At 58.6% G+C, this 17,048-nt stretch carries 16 protein-coding genes, 1 tRNA gene and 1 pseudogene; 7 read left to right on the forward strand and 11 right to left on the reverse strand.

All coding sequences use genetic code 11. The features are described from left to right. Nucleotides 1–7: 7 nt before the first annotated feature. From ASD44_RS16920 to ASD44_RS16945, 6 genes are read right to left on the reverse strand one after another with little or no spacing between them, the layout of a single operon-like run. Nucleotides 8–331, reverse strand: coding sequence for a hypothetical protein (locus ASD44_RS16920; protein ID WP_156459878.1), 324 nt, complete (start codon nt 329–331; stop codon nt 8–10). Continuing rightward, a complete protein-coding gene (locus tag ASD44_RS16925; protein ID WP_056114602.1) occupies nt 300–1,040 on the reverse strand; it encodes a SprT family zinc-dependent metalloprotease in 741 nt (246 codons plus the stop codon). The genes ASD44_RS16920 and ASD44_RS16925 overlap by 32 nt, the downstream gene beginning before the upstream one ends. Further along, complete coding sequence (locus tag ASD44_RS16930; RefSeq protein WP_056114605.1) at nt 1,037–4,006, reverse strand: type I restriction endonuclease subunit R; 2,970 nt, start codon at nt 4,004–4,006, stop codon at nt 1,037–1,039. Before ASD44_RS16930 ends, ASD44_RS16925 begins: the two co-directional genes overlap by 4 nt. Beyond that, nucleotides 4,003–5,259, reverse strand: a complete 1,257-nt coding sequence (locus ASD44_RS16935) for a restriction endonuclease subunit S (RefSeq protein WP_056114608.1) — start codon at nt 5,257–5,259, stop codon at nt 4,003–4,005. The genes ASD44_RS16930 and ASD44_RS16935 overlap by 4 nt, the downstream gene beginning before the upstream one ends. Then, nucleotides 5,249–6,775: a class I SAM-dependent DNA methyltransferase gene (locus tag ASD44_RS16940; protein ID WP_056114610.1), complete on the reverse strand. Its 1,527-nt coding sequence runs from the start codon at nt 6,773–6,775 to the stop codon at nt 5,249–5,251. The genes ASD44_RS16935 and ASD44_RS16940 overlap by 11 nt, the downstream gene beginning before the upstream one ends. A 7-nt stretch (nt 6,776–6,782) precedes the next feature. After that, nucleotides 6,783–7,415, reverse strand: a complete 633-nt coding sequence (locus ASD44_RS16945; protein ID WP_056116431.1) for a restriction endonuclease subunit S — start codon at nt 7,413–7,415, stop codon at nt 6,783–6,785. Between the two features lie 162 nt (nt 7,416–7,577). On the opposite strand from ASD44_RS16945, the gene ASD44_RS16950 reads away from it, so the two are divergent. From ASD44_RS16950 to ASD44_RS16975, 6 genes and pseudogenes are all read left to right on the forward strand, one after another. Next, nucleotides 7,578–7,832: a hypothetical protein gene (locus ASD44_RS16950; protein ID WP_056116435.1), complete on the forward strand. Its 255-nt coding sequence runs from the start codon at nt 7,578–7,580 to the stop codon at nt 7,830–7,832. A 544-nt stretch (nt 7,833–8,376) separates the two neighbouring features. Then, nucleotides 8,377–8,595, forward strand: a pseudogene (locus tag ASD44_RS18820) (integrase); the annotation flags it as partial. An 18-nt stretch (nt 8,596–8,613) separates the two neighbouring features. Continuing rightward, nucleotides 8,614–9,540: a tyrosine-type recombinase/integrase gene (locus ASD44_RS16960; protein WP_244478848.1), complete on the forward strand. Its 927-nt coding sequence runs from the start codon at nt 8,614–8,616 to the stop codon at nt 9,538–9,540. A 40-nt stretch (nt 9,541–9,580) separates the two neighbouring features. Beyond that, nucleotides 9,581–10,036, forward strand: coding sequence for a hypothetical protein (locus ASD44_RS16965; RefSeq protein WP_056206871.1), 456 nt, complete (start codon nt 9,581–9,583; stop codon nt 10,034–10,036). A gap of 294 nt (nt 10,037–10,330) precedes the next feature. Then, on the forward strand, nt 10,331–10,609 hold the full coding sequence (locus ASD44_RS16970; protein WP_056114618.1) for a helix-turn-helix domain-containing protein: 279 nt from the start codon (nt 10,331–10,333) through the stop codon (nt 10,607–10,609). Further along, complete coding sequence (locus ASD44_RS16975; protein WP_082542514.1) at nt 10,602–12,956, forward strand: PriCT-2 domain-containing protein; 2,355 nt, start codon at nt 10,602–10,604, stop codon at nt 12,954–12,956. The genes ASD44_RS16970 and ASD44_RS16975 overlap by 8 nt, the downstream gene beginning before the upstream one ends. 312 nt (nt 12,957–13,268) lie before the next feature. On the opposite strand, the gene ASD44_RS16980 is transcribed toward ASD44_RS16975, so the two are convergent. Next, entirely contained in the window at nt 13,269–13,595 is a 327-nt protein-coding gene (locus tag ASD44_RS16980) for a helix-turn-helix transcriptional regulator (RefSeq protein ID WP_056114623.1), read from the reverse strand. A 124-nt stretch (nt 13,596–13,719) separates the two neighbouring features. On the opposite strand from ASD44_RS16980, the gene ASD44_RS16985 reads away from it, so the two are divergent. Then, complete coding sequence (locus ASD44_RS16985) at nt 13,720–14,022, forward strand: hypothetical protein (protein ID WP_056114626.1); 303 nt, start codon at nt 13,720–13,722, stop codon at nt 14,020–14,022. A gap of 6 nt (nt 14,023–14,028) precedes the next feature. On the opposite strand, the gene ASD44_RS16990 is transcribed toward ASD44_RS16985, so the two are convergent. The 4 genes from ASD44_RS16990 to ASD44_RS17005 form a co-directional block, all read right to left on the reverse strand. After that, nucleotides 14,029–14,751, reverse strand: coding sequence for a hypothetical protein (locus ASD44_RS16990; RefSeq protein WP_056114629.1), 723 nt, complete (start codon nt 14,749–14,751; stop codon nt 14,029–14,031). Next, nucleotides 14,729–15,280, reverse strand: a complete 552-nt coding sequence (locus ASD44_RS16995) for a Panacea domain-containing protein (protein ID WP_056114632.1) — start codon at nt 15,278–15,280, stop codon at nt 14,729–14,731. Before ASD44_RS16995 ends, ASD44_RS16990 begins: the two co-directional genes overlap by 23 nt. A gap of 31 nt (nt 15,281–15,311) precedes the next feature. Then, nucleotides 15,312–15,387 (reverse strand) — tRNA-Thr (locus ASD44_RS17000). Nucleotides 15,388–15,792: 405 nt separating this feature from the next. Further along, nucleotides 15,793–16,746 carry a nitronate monooxygenase family protein gene (locus ASD44_RS17005; RefSeq protein WP_056114635.1) on the reverse strand — a complete coding sequence of 318 codons (954 nt, stop codon included), beginning with the start codon at nt 16,744–16,746 and terminating at the stop codon, nt 15,793–15,795. Between the last annotated feature and the right edge of the window lie 302 nt (nt 16,747–17,048).

Raw genomic sequence — 17,048 nt, forward strand, 5'->3', positions numbered from 1 at the left:
AGACCCTTTACAGGGCCACCGGTCGATAAATCGACTCCGGCGATATCAAACTTGGAGCGGTAATACCCTTGTCTGGGTTTGACATTCGCAGACCGTATCCCTTTTCCAGCCACGGCAAGATATCCGTCTCCTTGGCCACCCGGACGTAGTCGTCCTCAAAACGGGTTTTCGATACGACGTAGCTGCCGTCTTCGTGCTTGTGGGGGAGGAGAAGCTCTCCCACATTTGCGCCCCGGCTGACGAAGGCATGCAGATGGTGTTTCGGCAATTGGCTGTCCCATTCTTTGCGGTTGTCCCGGTCACCAAATGAACTGGTGCCCCATTCGATCAAGTCTTCTTAGACGATCTTCGTAGTCCGGCATGATCGTTTCCAACGAGCGCCAAAATCGCCGTGAATGATTGTGCTCAAGAACGTGGCAAGCCTCATGGGCAATAACGTAATCAACCAGTGGCATTGGTGCCATGACCAAGCGCCAGTTTAAGCGTATGCGCCCCCGTGCATCGCAACTTCCCCAGCGCTTCGACTGGTCAACGACTTTGACGGTCGGTGTCGGAATGCCAAGCGTCTCTGCGATCATTCGCGCACGGACAGGAAAATGCTGGATCGCATGGGCACGATACCAGTGTCTGAGACCGCTGCGGACAGCAGCGCGTTGAACGGATGCATGACCATTTGGCAGTACCGGCGCGACGAGCGTTGAACCCCTCGCGGCAATTCGGGTCACAACGGCAGTTTCGTCGGGAATGAGCTTCAAGCGATACTGACGGCCCAGATAGTGGAAGGTCTCGCCACTCACAAATTCCTTTGCGACCGGCTGCCCGCCAAGCTCTCTGCACGCCGCCTGTTTGCGAAGCAGCCAAGCGCCTTTCTTGCGAACGATGCCAAGGACGCGATCATCATCCAGGTCCGAGGGTGCGAGGACGCGCACCCCATCAAAGCCAACCGATATCGCTACGGTTTTACGGCGCGATGTCCGCTCAATGAGGAATGCAAACGTTTCGCCGCCAAAGACGATGGAATGATGAGCCGCGTCCGTCATCCCGCATACCGCGCGCGGGCGACATCCATAATCTTTGCCGTCGTGGCTTCGACCTTGTGCGCATCCAATCCCAAGCTGCGCAAATGCTCCTTGATGGATCGGCGCATCTGTCGTTGCACGTCCTCCTTATGATGCCAGTCAACGACCTCGGCATATTCCTCGAGCGCCTTGGTGATACCAGCAGCGCTCCGGGAGCGCTCAGCATCTGGCAGGTCGGTGTCAATGAAGGGCAGGATGGCGACAGCCGTTCCGGTGAGGCCGTCGCTCCTGCCCGCCACGCCCGAACGAATATCTGCGGCTTGCCCCACCATCGCTTCAAGCTGGGTCAACGCGCTGGCGGCGGAAACGCGAGCCTCCCGCCTGTCGTTGACGATCCTCTCTAGCTGTTCCCAGAGAGAAGCGTATGCCGTGGGATTTTCGTCGCGGTGGACGTGGATTTCTTGGCGGATGGCGTGCTCAATCTCAGCCGCCTTTGCATCACTCGACCGAAGGCTTTCCAGATGCGGACGGAAGGCAGGGTCGAGGATGTCAAACTTCACCAGCAACTGTTCGACGCCCGTCACCGAGAGATGGCTGGTGATTATCTCGCCGACTTTCGCGCCGTAGTCTTTGGGGTCAAACGGCTCCTCGTGATAGGCGCGGCGCGCAAGAACACGAATACGCGCGAGCCACTTCAAATCCGAGGGATAGGGCTCTTCCAATGCCTTTGGGTCCGGCAAGACCATGTCCATGGCTTCGGCGAAACGCAGGAAGTCGAGTTCGAATTTGGCCCGGATATCGTCTGGACGCAGCAGTTCGACGCATGCGCCATCATCCTGACGGTCCATTCCTTCGAGCAGACGAATAGCCGCACGATGGCGACTTTCCAGAAGCTGAATTTTCTCGGACAGGGGGCGCAAAGCACTCGCTATGCCGTCCTCGTCAGAGAACATATCCAACGCATCCGAAATACGCCGATTGTCGCCCCAATAGTCGACGACCAACCCATAGGTCTTGCCATCCGCGGTGCGGTTCACGCGGGCGATGGCCTGCAAAAGCGTATGCTCCCGCAGAGGTGCATCGAGATACAAAACCTGTTCTACCGGCGCGTCAAAGCCGGTCAGCAGCATGTCGCACACGACCAATATTCTCAGCGGGTCATCGCGCTTCTTGAACCGGCCAATCAAGGTATCGCGGTCGCGCTTGGATATGTGATGCGCCTGCAACCGGGCGCTGTCGTTGTTGGACGCGGACATGATCAGCGCGCATTCGGGCGCACCAAGCTGCCGCAAAGCTTCGACGTAGGTCACGGCGACGTCTCGGCTGACCGTCACTATTTGGGCTTTGAAACCATTCGGTTCGATAGTGCTTCGATAATGAGCGAGAATATCCCCAGCGATGGCCTCTACACGAACTGGCGCTCCGGCCAGTTTCTCTTGAAGTCGCATGCCGCGCTTCAGCTTCTCAATCTCGTCGTCTGACAGTTCCGGGAACGTGGCCCGAATATCCCGTTCGAGATCGCGCCCATCGATCCGAAGTTGCGCATCGCGCATCTCGTAGTAGATCGGGACGGTCGCTCCATCCTTCACAGCCTGGTCGATCAGGTAGCGGTGCAGGTAATCGCCGAACACCTCACGGGTGCTACGGTCCTTCTTGTCGATGGGCGTGCCGGTGAAGGCGATCATGCAGGCGTTGGGCAGTCCTGCGCGCATCCGGGCGGCGAGCGCGCCATATTGCGTCCGGTGGGCTTCATCGACCATTACGAAGACATTCCGCGCCTTGGAGATGACCGACGAGCGTTTCGGCACGGCGCTGTGAAACTTATGGACGGTCGTCAGAACGGTCGTTCCAGCGCCACCGGACAAAGCTTTGCGGAGCGCGTCTCCGCTTTCGGCCTGTATGGGGTTGGCAAAGCCTGAGCGCTGGAATTGTCCGGTGATCTGGTCGTCAAGGTCGTTTCGATCGGTGACGATAACAATCGTAGGATTTTCGGCTTCGGGCAGGCGACGTAACTTGGTCGCAAGAAACACCATCGTCAGCGATTTACCGGAGCCTTGGGTATGGTGGATGACGCCGCCACGGCGCTGCGGATTGGGTGCGGTCCGGATGCGCTCAATCGCCTTGCCGACGGCAACGAATTGCTGATAGCGCGCCAGCTTCTTGATGCGCCGCCCGTCGATGGTTTCGAACATCACGAAGTTGCGGATGAGATCGAGCAGATTGGCAGGTGCGAGAAGCCCTGCAAGCAAGATGTCCTGCCCGGTTGGCGTTCGACCCAATTGAGCAGCGAGCGCGTCGAGCGTAAGTGGATAGGGGTCTTTCCATTCGGCCCATTGGCGAGCGGGCGTCAGCGTCGTGCCGTACTTTGCTACGTCGCGCGCCAGAGCGATAGAAACCTGCGCCGTCTCGAACAGGCGGGGAGCGCCAAGCCCGGCGAATTCATCGCGGCTTTCATAACGGCGGAACTGACGGATCGCCTCGCCCATCGGATCGGCCAATAACGGCGATTTGCATTCGATAGCAGCGAGAGGAAGGCCGTTCACGTAAACGACGATATCGGGAATGATGTCCTGCCGCGCGCCCTTGATCGCGACTTGCCGCGCGAACTCGAACATATTGGCGGACGGGTTATCGAAATCGAAAAACCGCACATTGCGGTCCTGCCGCCTGCCATCTTCAGTATGGGGGGCAGTCACGCCATAGGTGAGGGCCGTATAGGCGCTTTCATTGGCCTCCATCACATCGACGGCTGTAACGCGCGTGACGGCCGCAACGGCGCGGCGAACGCCATCCTCGCCAAGCCAAGGGTTAAGGCGCTTCAGGCATTCTGAAAGGCGAACCGTCAGAACCGGTTCGGTTGCCAGCCCGTCGCGTAACCGCCGCACCTCTTCTGGAACCAAGAGCTTATAATCGAACAGAACACGCAGCAGATCGACCGCGGGTTCCTCCACCCATTCGCGCTCAAGCTGTTTGCTGGTGTCGCTCATGCCGCTTGGCCGGCTTTGCCGCGATGCCGCGCAATGATGCTGTCTGGAAGGCGAACGCGACCCGAGAGGAGTTCTTGGGCAAGGGACGATTGAGTTTGATAAAGCACGTCTAGTTTTGCACGCTCGGCCGTTAGTCGGGCTTCTATCGTTTCATACAGATCAGCAAAGCTGTCCTGCTCAGCTTTTGGGGGCACCGCAATCGAAAATCGCTTGAGCGTTTTTGAATTGATATTCCATTGAGAAACGCCCGGCGTAGCGAGCGTCTTTAACCTCTCCTGAGTTCGTGGCAGGTTCAAGATGGCATTAAGCCAGTATGGATTTACACTATTTTTCACGACAAGGCGGATCAGATAGCTTGCAAAGACGACCTCCGTGCTTGGGTCATGTCTGACGATCCCTGTTTTGCCAACAAGAGCTTGGCTGTTTGTCCTGTTGAACAGAATGTCACCCTTCTTTATTGAGCATGAGGCGATTTCGGCGGGTGTCACGTCAGTTGACTTCAGCCCGCGGACATCCACGTTTACTTTACCATCCCCGATATCCGGCATCCTCAAGACTGGCACTGTGCCTTTGCCATCCAGTGGGATCGAAAGCCCATATTGGCATTGCCGGACAAGTGAACCGATCGCCTGTACATGCCATTTCGGTTGCTTCTCGCTGCCCTGAAAGTCTCTGGTCAGCTCGTTGCGGCTCTCAACTAATGCCTCAATCAGCGTCCTCGTCTTTGCAATAGCTTCCACCACCACGCCTAAGACCTCGGCAATCGCGCTCTGTTCAGCGAGCGCTGGAAGTGGCATTTGAAATGCCCCCACATCGCGTGGACGAATAGCCGCGTAGTTGGTCGAGCCGACAGCATCGACTTGTCGATGAAGTCGGCCATCCCGAATGATATGATCAAACCAATCCAACACTACCCTGGATTGGTTGATCTCAAATAAGAAGTAGTGACCACTGACAATCGCCCCGTCACTTTCAATTGGTATCAACCCAAAACCACCAACTTTGGCGTCGATTTCCGCAACGAGAAGGTCGTCGGCCCTGCAAAGTTTCTGGCGCTTTGTTTTTATGTAACTCCCAGGCACCTTATCGCGAGGTTCAACGCCTTGGTTTCTCACCCGTGCAGTGACACGGTGATAGTGAGTGCTGTCATCAATTTCGATCCAACTCACGCGTTCGCGAATTACTTCCCGCAGGCGGATGATCGGCCATTCAGCAGCAACCGGGCCAAATCGGGTAAACGCTTTACCCGACATAACCCATCTCCTTTAGAAGGGCGTTCATGCGTTCAGCGGCGGCGTCCCGCGCCTTCTCAGCGTTCCACAGCTTGGTAAGTTCGGCCTGAACATCGATTGGTTTCTCGGGCTCGAGGGTGTCGATGTAGCGCGAGATATTGAGGTTGAAATCATTCTCCTCAATTTCCTTCATATCGACGACGCGACTGAAGCGGTCTTCATCCGTCCAAGCCCTAAAGGCCTCAACGACGCGCGTGATGTTGCCTTCGCCCATGATGTTCTTTTTGGGCCGCTCCTCGAATTCCTTGGAGCCGTTTATGAACAGTACCTTACCCTTACGGGCGGGTGATTTCGCCTTGTTGAGGATCAGCACCGTTGCGGTAATGCCGGTTCCAGCGAAGAGGTTTTCTGGCAGACCAATGATTGCCTCGAACAGATCGGCTTTCAGCATCGCTTCGCGAATGCGGCCATCACCCGATCCACGAAACAGTACGCCATGCGGCATCACCACGCCGCAAAGTCCCTTGGCATTGAGCGTCGCCACCATGTGCTGAACGAAGGCGAAATCACCCATGTTCTTGGGTGGAATGCCATAGATGAAGCGGTTATAGCCCTTCTTCTCGGTGTCGCCTGAAACGTCCTCCGCGCCCCAGCTATCCAATGAGAAGGGCGGGTTGGCGATCACGCGATCATAAAGGAACAGGTTGCCGTCCTGATCGAGGAGGCGAGGATTGCGGATCGTATCGCCCTTTTCAATCCGCGCATCGCGAAGCCCATGCAGCAGCAGGTTCATCTTGGCGATTGCCCATGTGCCAAGGTTCTTCTCCTGACCGTGCAGCGTGATGTTGAGCGCTTCGCCCAGCCGCTTGCCTTCGAGCTTCGCTACATGCTCCGCAACCTGAACCAGCATGCCGCCTGAGCCGCATGTGGGGTCGCTGATGCGCATGCCGGGCTTGGGGTCCAGCAGCTCTACGATTAGCCGCACGACATGATGTGGGGTGTAGAACTCGCCGCCTTTCTTGCCTGCGTCGTCCGCGAACTTGTCGATTAGGTATTCATAGGCGCGACCAAGCATGTCCGGTTCGGACAGAGAGGCATTGGAAAGGTCGATGCGAGAGAAGTGGTCGATCAGACGCGACAAAACGCCTTCGCGGTTTTTGGCATCGCCAAGGCGCGATTCAGAATTGAAATCGATATTGGCCAGCACGCCTTCAATCGAGGGATTGGCGTCCTCAATCGCGGCGCAGGCCTTGTTGAGGTGATCGCCAATGCCGGTCGTCAGCTTTTTGATCGACGACCAACGCGCACGTTCAACCAGAAAGAACTCATGCTCGTCTGGGTCGCTATAGGCGACATCTTCCGGCAGGCCCTGACGGATTACCTCCTTGGCCTCCTCCTCGAAACGATCGGAAAGGCGCTTCAGAAACAGAAAGCCGAAAATGTAGATCTTGTAATCGGAGCTATCGATGGAGCCACGCAGGATGTCGGCGGATTTCCAGAGATGATTTTCCAGTTCTGTGCGCGTGAGTTTGGCCATGTTTTCCTCAATGGTTCTGATTGTCGCCAAACAGGCGAGCGTCAATCAGACGCCGCGCGAGTGAGCGGCGGATTTCGGCAGCCTCTAGGGCGGTGCGGTAGGCGATTTGCGCGTCCTTAACGAGGGCGGCGATGCGCTGCTGTTCGTTCAGCGGCGGCAGATTGATTTCGAGCTTGGCAAGGTCTTTGGGCGACAGGGACAGCAGCGTCGTTGCCCCCCTTCGCAAAACCTCGATCTTTGGGCGAAAGACATCGCTCGATAGGATCGCAAACAGGGCGCCCCCCGTCACATCGGTGCCGGGTCGCACGACGATGATGTTTGCACTGGCGATGGCTCCTGCGGTCTCATCACCCACGAGGCCGAACTTCAACAGCGTCCCGCGTCCGGTGACGAGCACATCGTCGGCCTGAACCGCATAGGTCATAGCTTTGGACAGGGACGAAAAACCGACGGTGTCCAACGCTTCGCGCGGAGCGACAGCGCCGTCCTGAAGGTCGCGCACGCCGATAACCGGAAGCCTTTCCCCCGGACGAACCACCGTTTCCTCGCGCGACACCCCAACCCCGGCAAAAACTTCTGCGACATCGAGCAGGCGCGCGGTTAGACCGATTGGAGTTGCTATTTCTTCGTGTTGGATCATGGGCATAGAATAGCCGTAGCACGCTACCATGTCAAGACAAAATAAAACCGTAACAAGCTACGGCACATGAGTTCAAGATTGGTGGTTGACTATCTGGCGACTCTCCCTCATATAGGGGGGGTCGGGCCTAGAGTCTGGCGTTTGATGAAACAGGAGCAAAGTATGGGATCACGTGCGAGGCCGAGCGGCCTCACAATCAACGAGCGCGACGTGGCGCTTATTCGGGGCATGATCGAGCGGGGCGACCGCCATCACGATATCGCAGCGTTCTTCGGGCTCAATCAGGGCCGGATCGCTGAAGTAAAGGATGGGACGCGGTTTCCGGAAGTTCTGCCGGCGAGTCCAGACGAACTTCCGCCCAAGGGGCCGTATCTCACCCCGAAGGTAACATGGATGGAAAACCGACTGGTCTCGTAAACCAGCCGATTTCCGAATACCTGGGCCGAAGCCCGCTAGGCATGTCTTGAACAACATTACCCTAGCTGGCCCCTCCTTAAAGATCAATGACCCGGCGCTTCGGACGGGTCACATTTCCAGCCCAAGGAGGGCCATCTACATGTTTGAAATCCTTCGCGCGAACGCAGGCGGGTACTTCTGGCGTCTTAAGGGTGCCAATGGCGAAACCCTGTGCCACTCCGAAGTCTACACCTCAAAGCAGTCCGCTCAGACGGGCGTTGATACGGCAAAGAGGGTCGCCCCCCTCGCACAGGTCCACGACCGGACCTAATACATAGGGCACTATCAAGGACGAGCCTCGCGGCCAACGCTGCGGGCTCATTTTCATGCTGCTGGCTAAACTGAACCTGCCGTTGCTCATGTGCGTCTGATCGCGCGTGCGCAGGCGTTGGACGGCGTTTCATCGTGCTGGATCGGGTTGGTAAATGTTATATAAGTATCTGATATTGCTTGTATTTTCAAGATGATTTGGTTAGTTTGAGTTGAGGCCAACAGGAGGTCTCAAATGCCTAGCCTACGTCTTACCCGCCGCGCCATTGACGACATTCCGTTCTCTGCCAACGGCCAAGTCCTCTACCGTGATACGCTGCTTTCCGGCTTCGGTCTTCGGGTCGGCAGCCGCTCCAAGGTCTATTTTGCCGAAGGGCAGGTGAACCGTGACACCCGACGCGTCACCATTGGTCGCGCGGACCTCTTTGCACCGGAGGTGGCCCGCAAGAAGGCGCTCGCCTTGCTGGGCGAAATGGCCGAGGGCCGCAACCCCAATGAAGAAAAGCGCAAGGAAACGGTTGAGCGCGTCACGCTCGCCGTGGCCTTCGAACGCTTTTTCGAGGCGCGCAACAAGCTGTCGCCGCACACCGTCACCAATTACGGGCGCACCGCCAAGCTCTACCTCAAGGCATGGCGCAAAAAGCCCATGAACCAGATCACCCGACAAATGGTGCTGGCCAAGCATCAGGAGATTGCCAAGGCGCATGGCGAGGTGACGGCCAACAATGCGATGCGGCACCTCCGCTCGGTCTATAACTTCATTGCCGCCACCCAGGACGATTTCCCGCCGAACCCGGTGCTGATCCTTTCGCAGGCTCGCGCTTGGTATCGCGAGCGGCGTCGGCAAACTTTAGTCACTGCACTGGACCTGCCCATGTGGTGGCAAGCCGTCATGGCTGAACCGGATTATTCCCGCGACTTTCTGCTCACGGCACTGTTCACTGGCATGCGCCGGGGAGAGCTGATGAAGCTCCGGTGGGACAATGTGGAGCTGCAAGCGCGGACCTTGCACTTGCCCACCACCAAGAATGGCGACCCGCTGAACCTGCCGCTGTCGGCATTCATTGCGGACCTGCTGACCAAGCGCAAGGAGGCGGCGGACGGCTCACCTTGGGTGTTCCCCGGCCCCGGCAAGAACGGTCACCTCGTGGAGACCAAAAAGTTCCTGCTTCGCGTCACCACAGGGTCAGGCGTCAGCTTCACCCTGCATGATCTGCGTCGCACCTTTATCACCATCGCCGAAAGCTTTGACGTTCCCTACTACGCGCTCAAGCGGCTTCTGAACCACCGCGCCAACGGCGACGTCACGGGCGGCTATATCGTGGTCAACGCCGAACGGTTGCGCGTCCCGGTTGAACTGGTTGCGGCCCGGATCTTGGAGTTGGCCAATGTCAGTTAGTGGCTCCACATACCGGACGACCTTGGGCGATGGAACAAGCGTGCTGGAACGTGTTTTGCTCGCCATTATCAATGCCCACACGGATGCCGATACCGAGGGGCGGCAGTGGGAACGGCTGAACGCCGCGATGTCTGCACTAGTCGGGCCAATGACTGCAAAAGAACGCAACCTGGAAAAGGCTTTGATATTCATCGTGCGCGAAAGACAGAGGGACGAATGTGATGTTGAGATACAGGCGATGTGCTCGGGGCCAAGCGCGTCGCGCGCAGAGACACGCTCCGTGCCCACGCTTGCAAGGCTTGCGGCAGTAGAGATTTTAGGCTGCGCAACGCCAGCCGAGAAGGTACCCGCCGTCCATGCGCTCTGTGCAATGTATCAGGACCGATTTGGATTGCATGCTCGGGACTATGATGAGGTCCGCGAAGCTCTCCAATCTGAAGCCGTGCAACACATCTGCGACGAACTGGCGGAATGGGGTATCGCCACCCGAGCATAGTAATCTCAATGGCCTGCTGGCTTTTTGTTTCATTGCCGATTGCCGCAATTGAACGACGGCCAACCTTATGCAATGAAATGTGTGCGGATGAGCTGACATCCATCGCCCGGAGAAGTCCGGTGGCGAGTAACCCCAGGATTGGCGGACATCGCTGAGGCCTGACGGACCATACTCTTGCGGGAGGTTCCTCCCGGCCATGTCAAGTAGCTGAGAACTGAGAACGGGACCGATTGCCTACTCCGGCGTCGTTTTCACCCGTGCGCGCTCAGTCGCGCCATTCAGAAAGCTACTGATATGCAATCAATCAGTCAGCATCGCGCTCGTAAGGGCGCGATCTTTTCTTCGGACCAGCAACCGCAACAGCAGATGGAGCGGTTCCTGACGACCGGGCAAGTGGCCACCCTTACGGGTGTCAGCGAATCCTATCTCGAAAAGGGCCGCATCTACGGCTATGGCCCGCCCTTTATCAGGCTTCGCCCCGGCTCCAAGAGCGGCGCGATTCGCTATCGTCTCAGCGCCGTAATGCACTGGCTTGAAGAACGGCAATGCGACCCGGAGGCGGGTCATGTCTGAGTCGAGCCACAAGACTTTACTCGCCTTCCTTGTCTCCCTTGCCGGTCATGGGCGAACCGACTGCTACAGCCGGTTCAACGTCCGTACTGGCAAGGGGTATCTCTTGGCCGAGGAGGCCCTGAATCAAGATGTTGTCGCCGCTCACCAGAGCGGCGAACAGCCCATCGCCATCTATCTGTTTTCCGGCGAAACAACGCGGCTCGCTGCGCTGGACATCGACAATCATGGTTCGGAACTGGACTGGCAGGAGGTGGCCAAGCGCACCCTGCCGCTTGTCGAGGATTTGCGCTCGCGGGGCATGACGCCTTTCGTTGTGCGCTCTGGCGGCGGTGCAGGCATTCATATTTGGCTGGCATGGCGAGAGCCACAGAATTGTCGGGATGTCCGCCGGCTCCTAGCGCGGATAATGCGCAAGAACGGTTTCAAGCCGGGCACGGGCGGCATAGCCAACGGGGAAATTGAGGTCTATCCGAAGCAGGATACAGTTTCGGCAGGGAAGCTCGGGAATCCCATAGCACTGCCGTTCTCTCGCAGCTCCGTCCCGCTCGATAGCGAGCTTCAGCCACGTTCCCTGAATGGCTATACGCCTGCGGCCATCGCGGAGCTGCATGCGCCGCCTCTCGCAGCGTTGCAATCGGACGATCTTCCGGCTGACGATCAGCCCCGGCCCCTCCGCTATCCTTCGCCGCCGGACGTGGTGCTCAAGGGCGACGAGTCGCAAGCGAACGCCGCCCTTCGGCATGTTTCCGCGAACGACTATGACAACTGGATTCGGATTGGTTTCGTGCTCAAGCACTCTTTTGGCGAAAACGGCTTCCAGCTTTGGAACGAATGGTCGAAGTCGTCTCCGAAATATCCGGGCGAAAGCGAGTGCCGAAAGGTCTGGGACAGCTTCGAGCCCGACGGCACGGTCGGCATCGGAAGCCTGTTCTATCTGGCCCAGCAAGGCGGTTGGAACGGTCCCAGCGAGCCGGAAATCCGTGAGATGAATGCCAAATACGGCATCGTTACCCAGGGCACGAAAACCATGATCGTTGAAAAGCAGATCGACCCCGAGGAGGACAATGCATTCGTGTGGATTTCAAAGGAGGTTCTACGGGATCGACACAGGTCAGAGAGTGTTCTTGTCTCAACAGGCAAAACGGTCGAACAAGTGCCGTTGCCGGTCTATTGGCTCTCCAGTTCCGATGCCGATCACTATAAGCGCATTGACTTTAATCCGAGTCTGCCGCCGGGCCGCAACGGGAATACGTATAACATCTGGACTGGCTTCGCGATCAGGCCGGAACTGGGCGACTGGAGCATCCTCAAGGAACACATCGCGGAGAACATCTGCGACGGTGATGCAGACCTGAATGAATGGCTGCTGAATTGGCTTGCCCTTGGCGTTCAACGACCAGGAGACGTACTTGGAACGGCCCCGGTGCTCTCGGGTCTGCCCGGTGTCGGCAAGGGCATCCTCGCCCATAGCTATGGAAGCCTGTGGGGACGGCACTATACGACCATAACCCAGGAATCGCATGTTAGCGGGCGCTTCAACGCGCATCTGTTCGGACGACGCTTCATCTTCATCGACGAAGGCATATGGGGTGGAAATCGCCAAGATGCCGGGACGATCAAAACGCGGATAACCGAACCCTATATCATGCTGGAGGCTAAGGGCATCGACCCCATTCGCATTCGGAACCGGACAATCTACATGGTGGCCTCGAACGCGGCGTCCATCGTTCCCGCCGATCTTGCGGACCGCCGCTGGCAGATGTTCGAGGTGAGCGACAGGCGGCGCGGCGACCGCGACTATTTTGCGGCTCTGACGGAGCAATTCAACGCCGGTGGCCGGGAAGGGATGCTCTACGACCTGCTGAATCGCGATGTCGCCGCCGGACCGGACCCACGCCGCACGATCAAGACGGCGGGGTTGTTCGACCAGATCCTTCGCGCCCAAGGACCAGAGTTCCGCTACATCTTCCAGATTCTTGATGACGGCTTGCTTCCGCAACCGGACGCCCCCAGCAATGGCCCTGGAGTAACGACCGTGCAAGCGATGTTTAATGAGATGCGCATGACACATCCGGGAGGTCAGTACGTGCATAAGGGCGATTTCGGCAAACGCTTGAGAGCGATCATTCCTGGCATCAAGGATGTGCAGAGCGGCTGGTTCATAGATGGTCACGGGCCGAATGCGACACGGTCGCGGTCAACGCGGTACACCTTCCCCCCGTTGTCCCAATGTCGGCGCGCGTTCGAGGCACATGCCGGCCAGAAAGTACCGTGGTCGAACGATCTCGAAGACTGGCAGGACGGGCGCACAAGCGACTCGGACGGACGCACAAGCGACCCGTTCTGACCCCACGCCGCCAAAAATGGGCGATATGGGCAGCATGGTTGCTTTGCCCATCGCCAGCCCTTGTTGCCGCCGCCCCTAAATGCCCCCCTTTGCCCATACTGACCATATCAACCATATCGGTTGTACTCACTCAGCCGTTGGCCCTGTACCGGGCTGCCACCCGTGGGGCGCAACCTTAGCCACCAACACCTCGGATGGCCTCTGAGCGGCCTTCAGATGCCCGCTGGCGCTGCTTATGCAGTGTGGGGGGGGGCAGCCCCAAGCGCAGGCGTGCTTAGCCTACCTCGGAGGCCATTTGCAGGTGGTGAAACGCTACCCCACAAACGCCTTCAGCATTTTGGCTGCCCGGCCAAGCTGCTCTTCGTTCATCCTCGAAAGGGTGCCGTTGATCTCAGTCAACAGCCGCGCTCTCTCGCCTGTTCCCGGCACGGTGTCGGCACCGAATAGGACTGGCGCGGGAACGTCGAGCACCATCGCTATTTTCTCCGCAGTCTCGAAAAGCGGCGCGGCTACGCCTCGTTCGATTTTGCCGATCGTCTCGCGGGAGACGCCAACCTGACCGGCAAGCTGCTCAAGGGTCCAGCCCTTGGCCTTTCGGTGATGGCGCACATTCGCACCGAATAGTCGCTGAAGCTCCATTGCGCACCTCTTCCTGACGAAAGCGGCAATCGGCTGCGCAAATCGAGAAATGAGAACTTTGCATTCTCACAAACGAGAACTATAACATCCCATATTGCTAAAGTGGGTGTTCTGGTTCTGTATCATGGCGACATTCGACACTCTGGGATATGTCTTCAACTGGCTCTTGCTGATCTTCTTCGGCGGGCAGGCCGTCATCTTCGTGGGCCTCGTGCTGTGGATGGTCTGGACCGACGGCATAAAGCCAAGACTGATCCCCGTTGATGACATCGCGAGCGTGGCCGACGACATCATCGCCCGCTATCCCGACCCCGAGCTTGAGGCTTTCGCCCGCCATGAGCGCGCGTGGTACGATAGCGACGGCGCAGAGCAGACCTATTGGTATCGCGTGCGGAAAGCCGTCAGGCGGCGGTTGGAAGGGCGCTGAGGCGCCTCATCCGAACAGGGGGCCGTGACCACCACCAGCGGCCTTGCGGCGAACCTCGTGCTCGCGTGCCTCGCTGACTTCGCGCCAGATTTCGTAAGTCTCGCTGACCATCTGGTCGAGCTGGTCGAAGCCGAAAAGCTCGACGCCTTCGTCGGTGCTCATCTTCACTGGACGCTGGTCATCAGCGGCGTCGCCGAACTGAACAATGCCGAGCCGAGCGGCGGCGAAGTCGGGATTGGCGACCCGGATATGCTCATGCATCATCGAGAAGACGAAACGCCTCGCCTCTGCCGTCAGGCGCTTGCCGCGCCGGGGATCGATGAAGATCACCAGTGGCGCATCCTCCAGCGCCGTCACCATCGGCAACCAGTACTCCACCTCCTCGCCGACGCTCAGCGACAGGGCGAAGAAAGCTTGAGAGCGGCTGCGCAGCGCATGGGAGCGTGCGAAATCATGCAGCCCCTTGGCGACGAGCAGGTTCGCTCTGCATTCGTCATCGGACGTCGCCTTCGCCCGTATCAGTCGTTCCAGAACCGGCCATGCGGTCGGATCGGCAGTGGCGAACATATCGGGCTGGACATTGAAGATGTCTGCGAACCGGGAGCGTACTGGCTTGTAGGTGATCGTCGGATGCCCGAGCTTGAAATGCTCAAGGGCGCGGCGCTTCTGGTCGGTCGGCAGCGTTGCGACGCGGGCAAGGTCGATCTCAGGTAAGCGGCGTATCTTCATCCGGCTCTCCCGCGACCGGAGCCGCGCCAACGGAAACCTTGTGATTCTTGAATCGGTTAACGATGACATCATCGGGGATTCGCAGTCCCAGCGCAACCGACGTTCGCCCTTTGTCCGCAATGTAGTGCCATGGCGCGTCCTTGGCATGGGAGATGTCCACCAGCCGCCCCGGTGATAGCTGGCCATAGGACGACACGATGCGCGCCAGATGTCGGCGAACCGACAGGTCTTCGGGTAGGCTGAGTGCCGTGCGCTCACCGGTCATCACGTTCTGCCCAGTCGCCCGGAAGTCGATAGGGGAACTGCCAGCCGTCTTAAACGCGGCGTAGGCCGTGGGATGCACCGGGCCGTACTGCCATGCCTCGAAATAGCCGCTGACCAGAGGTCGCTTGCCTTCGATCAGGAAAATGGAATGGGCGAAGTAGAGGAGTTTTTGAAGGGCGAGATTGGTGACCTTGATCCCCGACCTGTCAGCCTCGTCAAGCATGAGGTTGGCGACGGCTCTCGGATCGTATGGACCACCGGTCATCTGCGCACTTTGACTTCCTCGGGCTGGGAAGTGGTGCCGCTTAGGTGACTCGAACACCTGACCCCATCATTACGAATGATGTGCTCTACCAACTGAGCTAAAGCGGCTTAACCCTTCACACTGACCATACTATGGCCCTACTAACTTTCACTCACCAGCCCCAACGCACTGGCTTCGAACGTCATTCTCTAGCGGACCCGCTAATTACGAATGCGATGCTCTACCAACTGAGCTAAAGCGGCCTACCAATTAAGGACCACACTACTATGGCCCTACTAAATCAAACTCTCCAGCTCTAACCAACTGGTTTCGCATCTCATTCTCTGGCGGACCCGCCAATTACGAATGATGTGCTCTACCAACTGAGCTAAAGCGGCCCGGAGGCTGTCGCCGTCCAAGATGGGGCGGTGATAGACGCAACCCCGCGCAAATTCAAGATGCGTTGTTGCCTTTCCTTGGCTCGATCATGGCAAGTGAGCCGTTGGCTTCGCTGCCGCGTCGCGCCCTTGCCGTCAGGCGGTGAGCCTGGCTTTTGCCTGCGCATATTCGCGGGCCAGCCTGTCGACCAGTTCCGCGGCCGGCACGATGGCGTCGACAACGCCAACGCCCTGGCCGCAGCCCCATATGTGCTTCCAGGCTTTCGCCGCGCTTTCTTCGAAGTTCATTCTGGACGGATCCGCCACAGGCAGATTGTCAGGGTCCAGCCCCTGCGCCCGGATCGAGCCTTTCAGGTAATTGCCGGAAATCCCGGTGAACAGGTTCGAGTAGACAATGTCGGCGGCGTTGGAATCGACGATCATCTGCTTGTAAGCCTCAACGGCCCGCGCTTCCTGCGTGGCGATAAAGGGCGAGCCGATATAGGCCATGTCCGCGCCCATCGCCTGGGCGGCGAGGATCGCGCCGCCATTTGCGATGGCGCCGGAAAGCAGCAGCGGACCCTGGAACCAGCGGCGGATCTCCTGCACCAGCGCGAAGGGTGACAGCGTGCCGGCATGGCCCCCGGCGCCGGCTGCGACCGCGATCAGCCCGTCGGCGCCCTTCTCGATTGCCTTGCGGGCATGCCGGTCGTGGATGATGTCGTGCAGCACAACGCCGCCATAGGAATGGATGGCCTGGTTGACTTCTTCGACGGCGCCGAGCGAGGAAATGACGATCGGCACCTTGTATTTGACGCAGAGGCCAAGGTCGTGCTGCAGCCGGGCATTGGATTTATGGACGATCTGGTTTACCGCAAAGGGCGCTGCCGGGCGTCCGGGATTGGCGGCGTCATGCGCTGCGAGCCCCTCGGTGATCTCCGCCAGCCATTCGTCGAGTTGGGCTTCCGGCCGCGCGTTCAGCGCCGGAAAGGAACCGACGATTCCAGCCTTGCACTGCGCCAGCACCAGCGGCGGATGCGATATGATGAACAGCGGCGCGCCGACCACCGGAATGCGCAGGGTTTTTCGCAGGATATCCGGGAATGCCAAGGTGGCCCTCCATTCTGACGTTTCCGTAAACGTAAGGTTCAATACAGGACAGTCGTGGGTGCTGCAAACCCGATTTCGGGCGCCAGCCTCGGGTATTGTCGGCAGGAAAAGTTAAGCCCACTCGCGGGGGAAATGCTTCGAGAGGAGTGAACCCGCTCGGAGCGCGCAATGACTGACGATGTGGCAGCCAGGGGATTGCCCGGGGCATCTCGGGCGTCATGACCTGGAATGGTAAATTTCGACAGTTCGGTGCCGTCTTGCTGGCTTGGCGCTGCCGCGGCCGGTTGCGATGCAGGATTGGC

This window comes from Mesorhizobium sp. Root554 (assembly GCF_001427025.1).
In the GTDB taxonomy this organism is placed as follows: Bacteria; Pseudomonadota; Alphaproteobacteria; order Rhizobiales; family Rhizobiaceae; genus Mesorhizobium.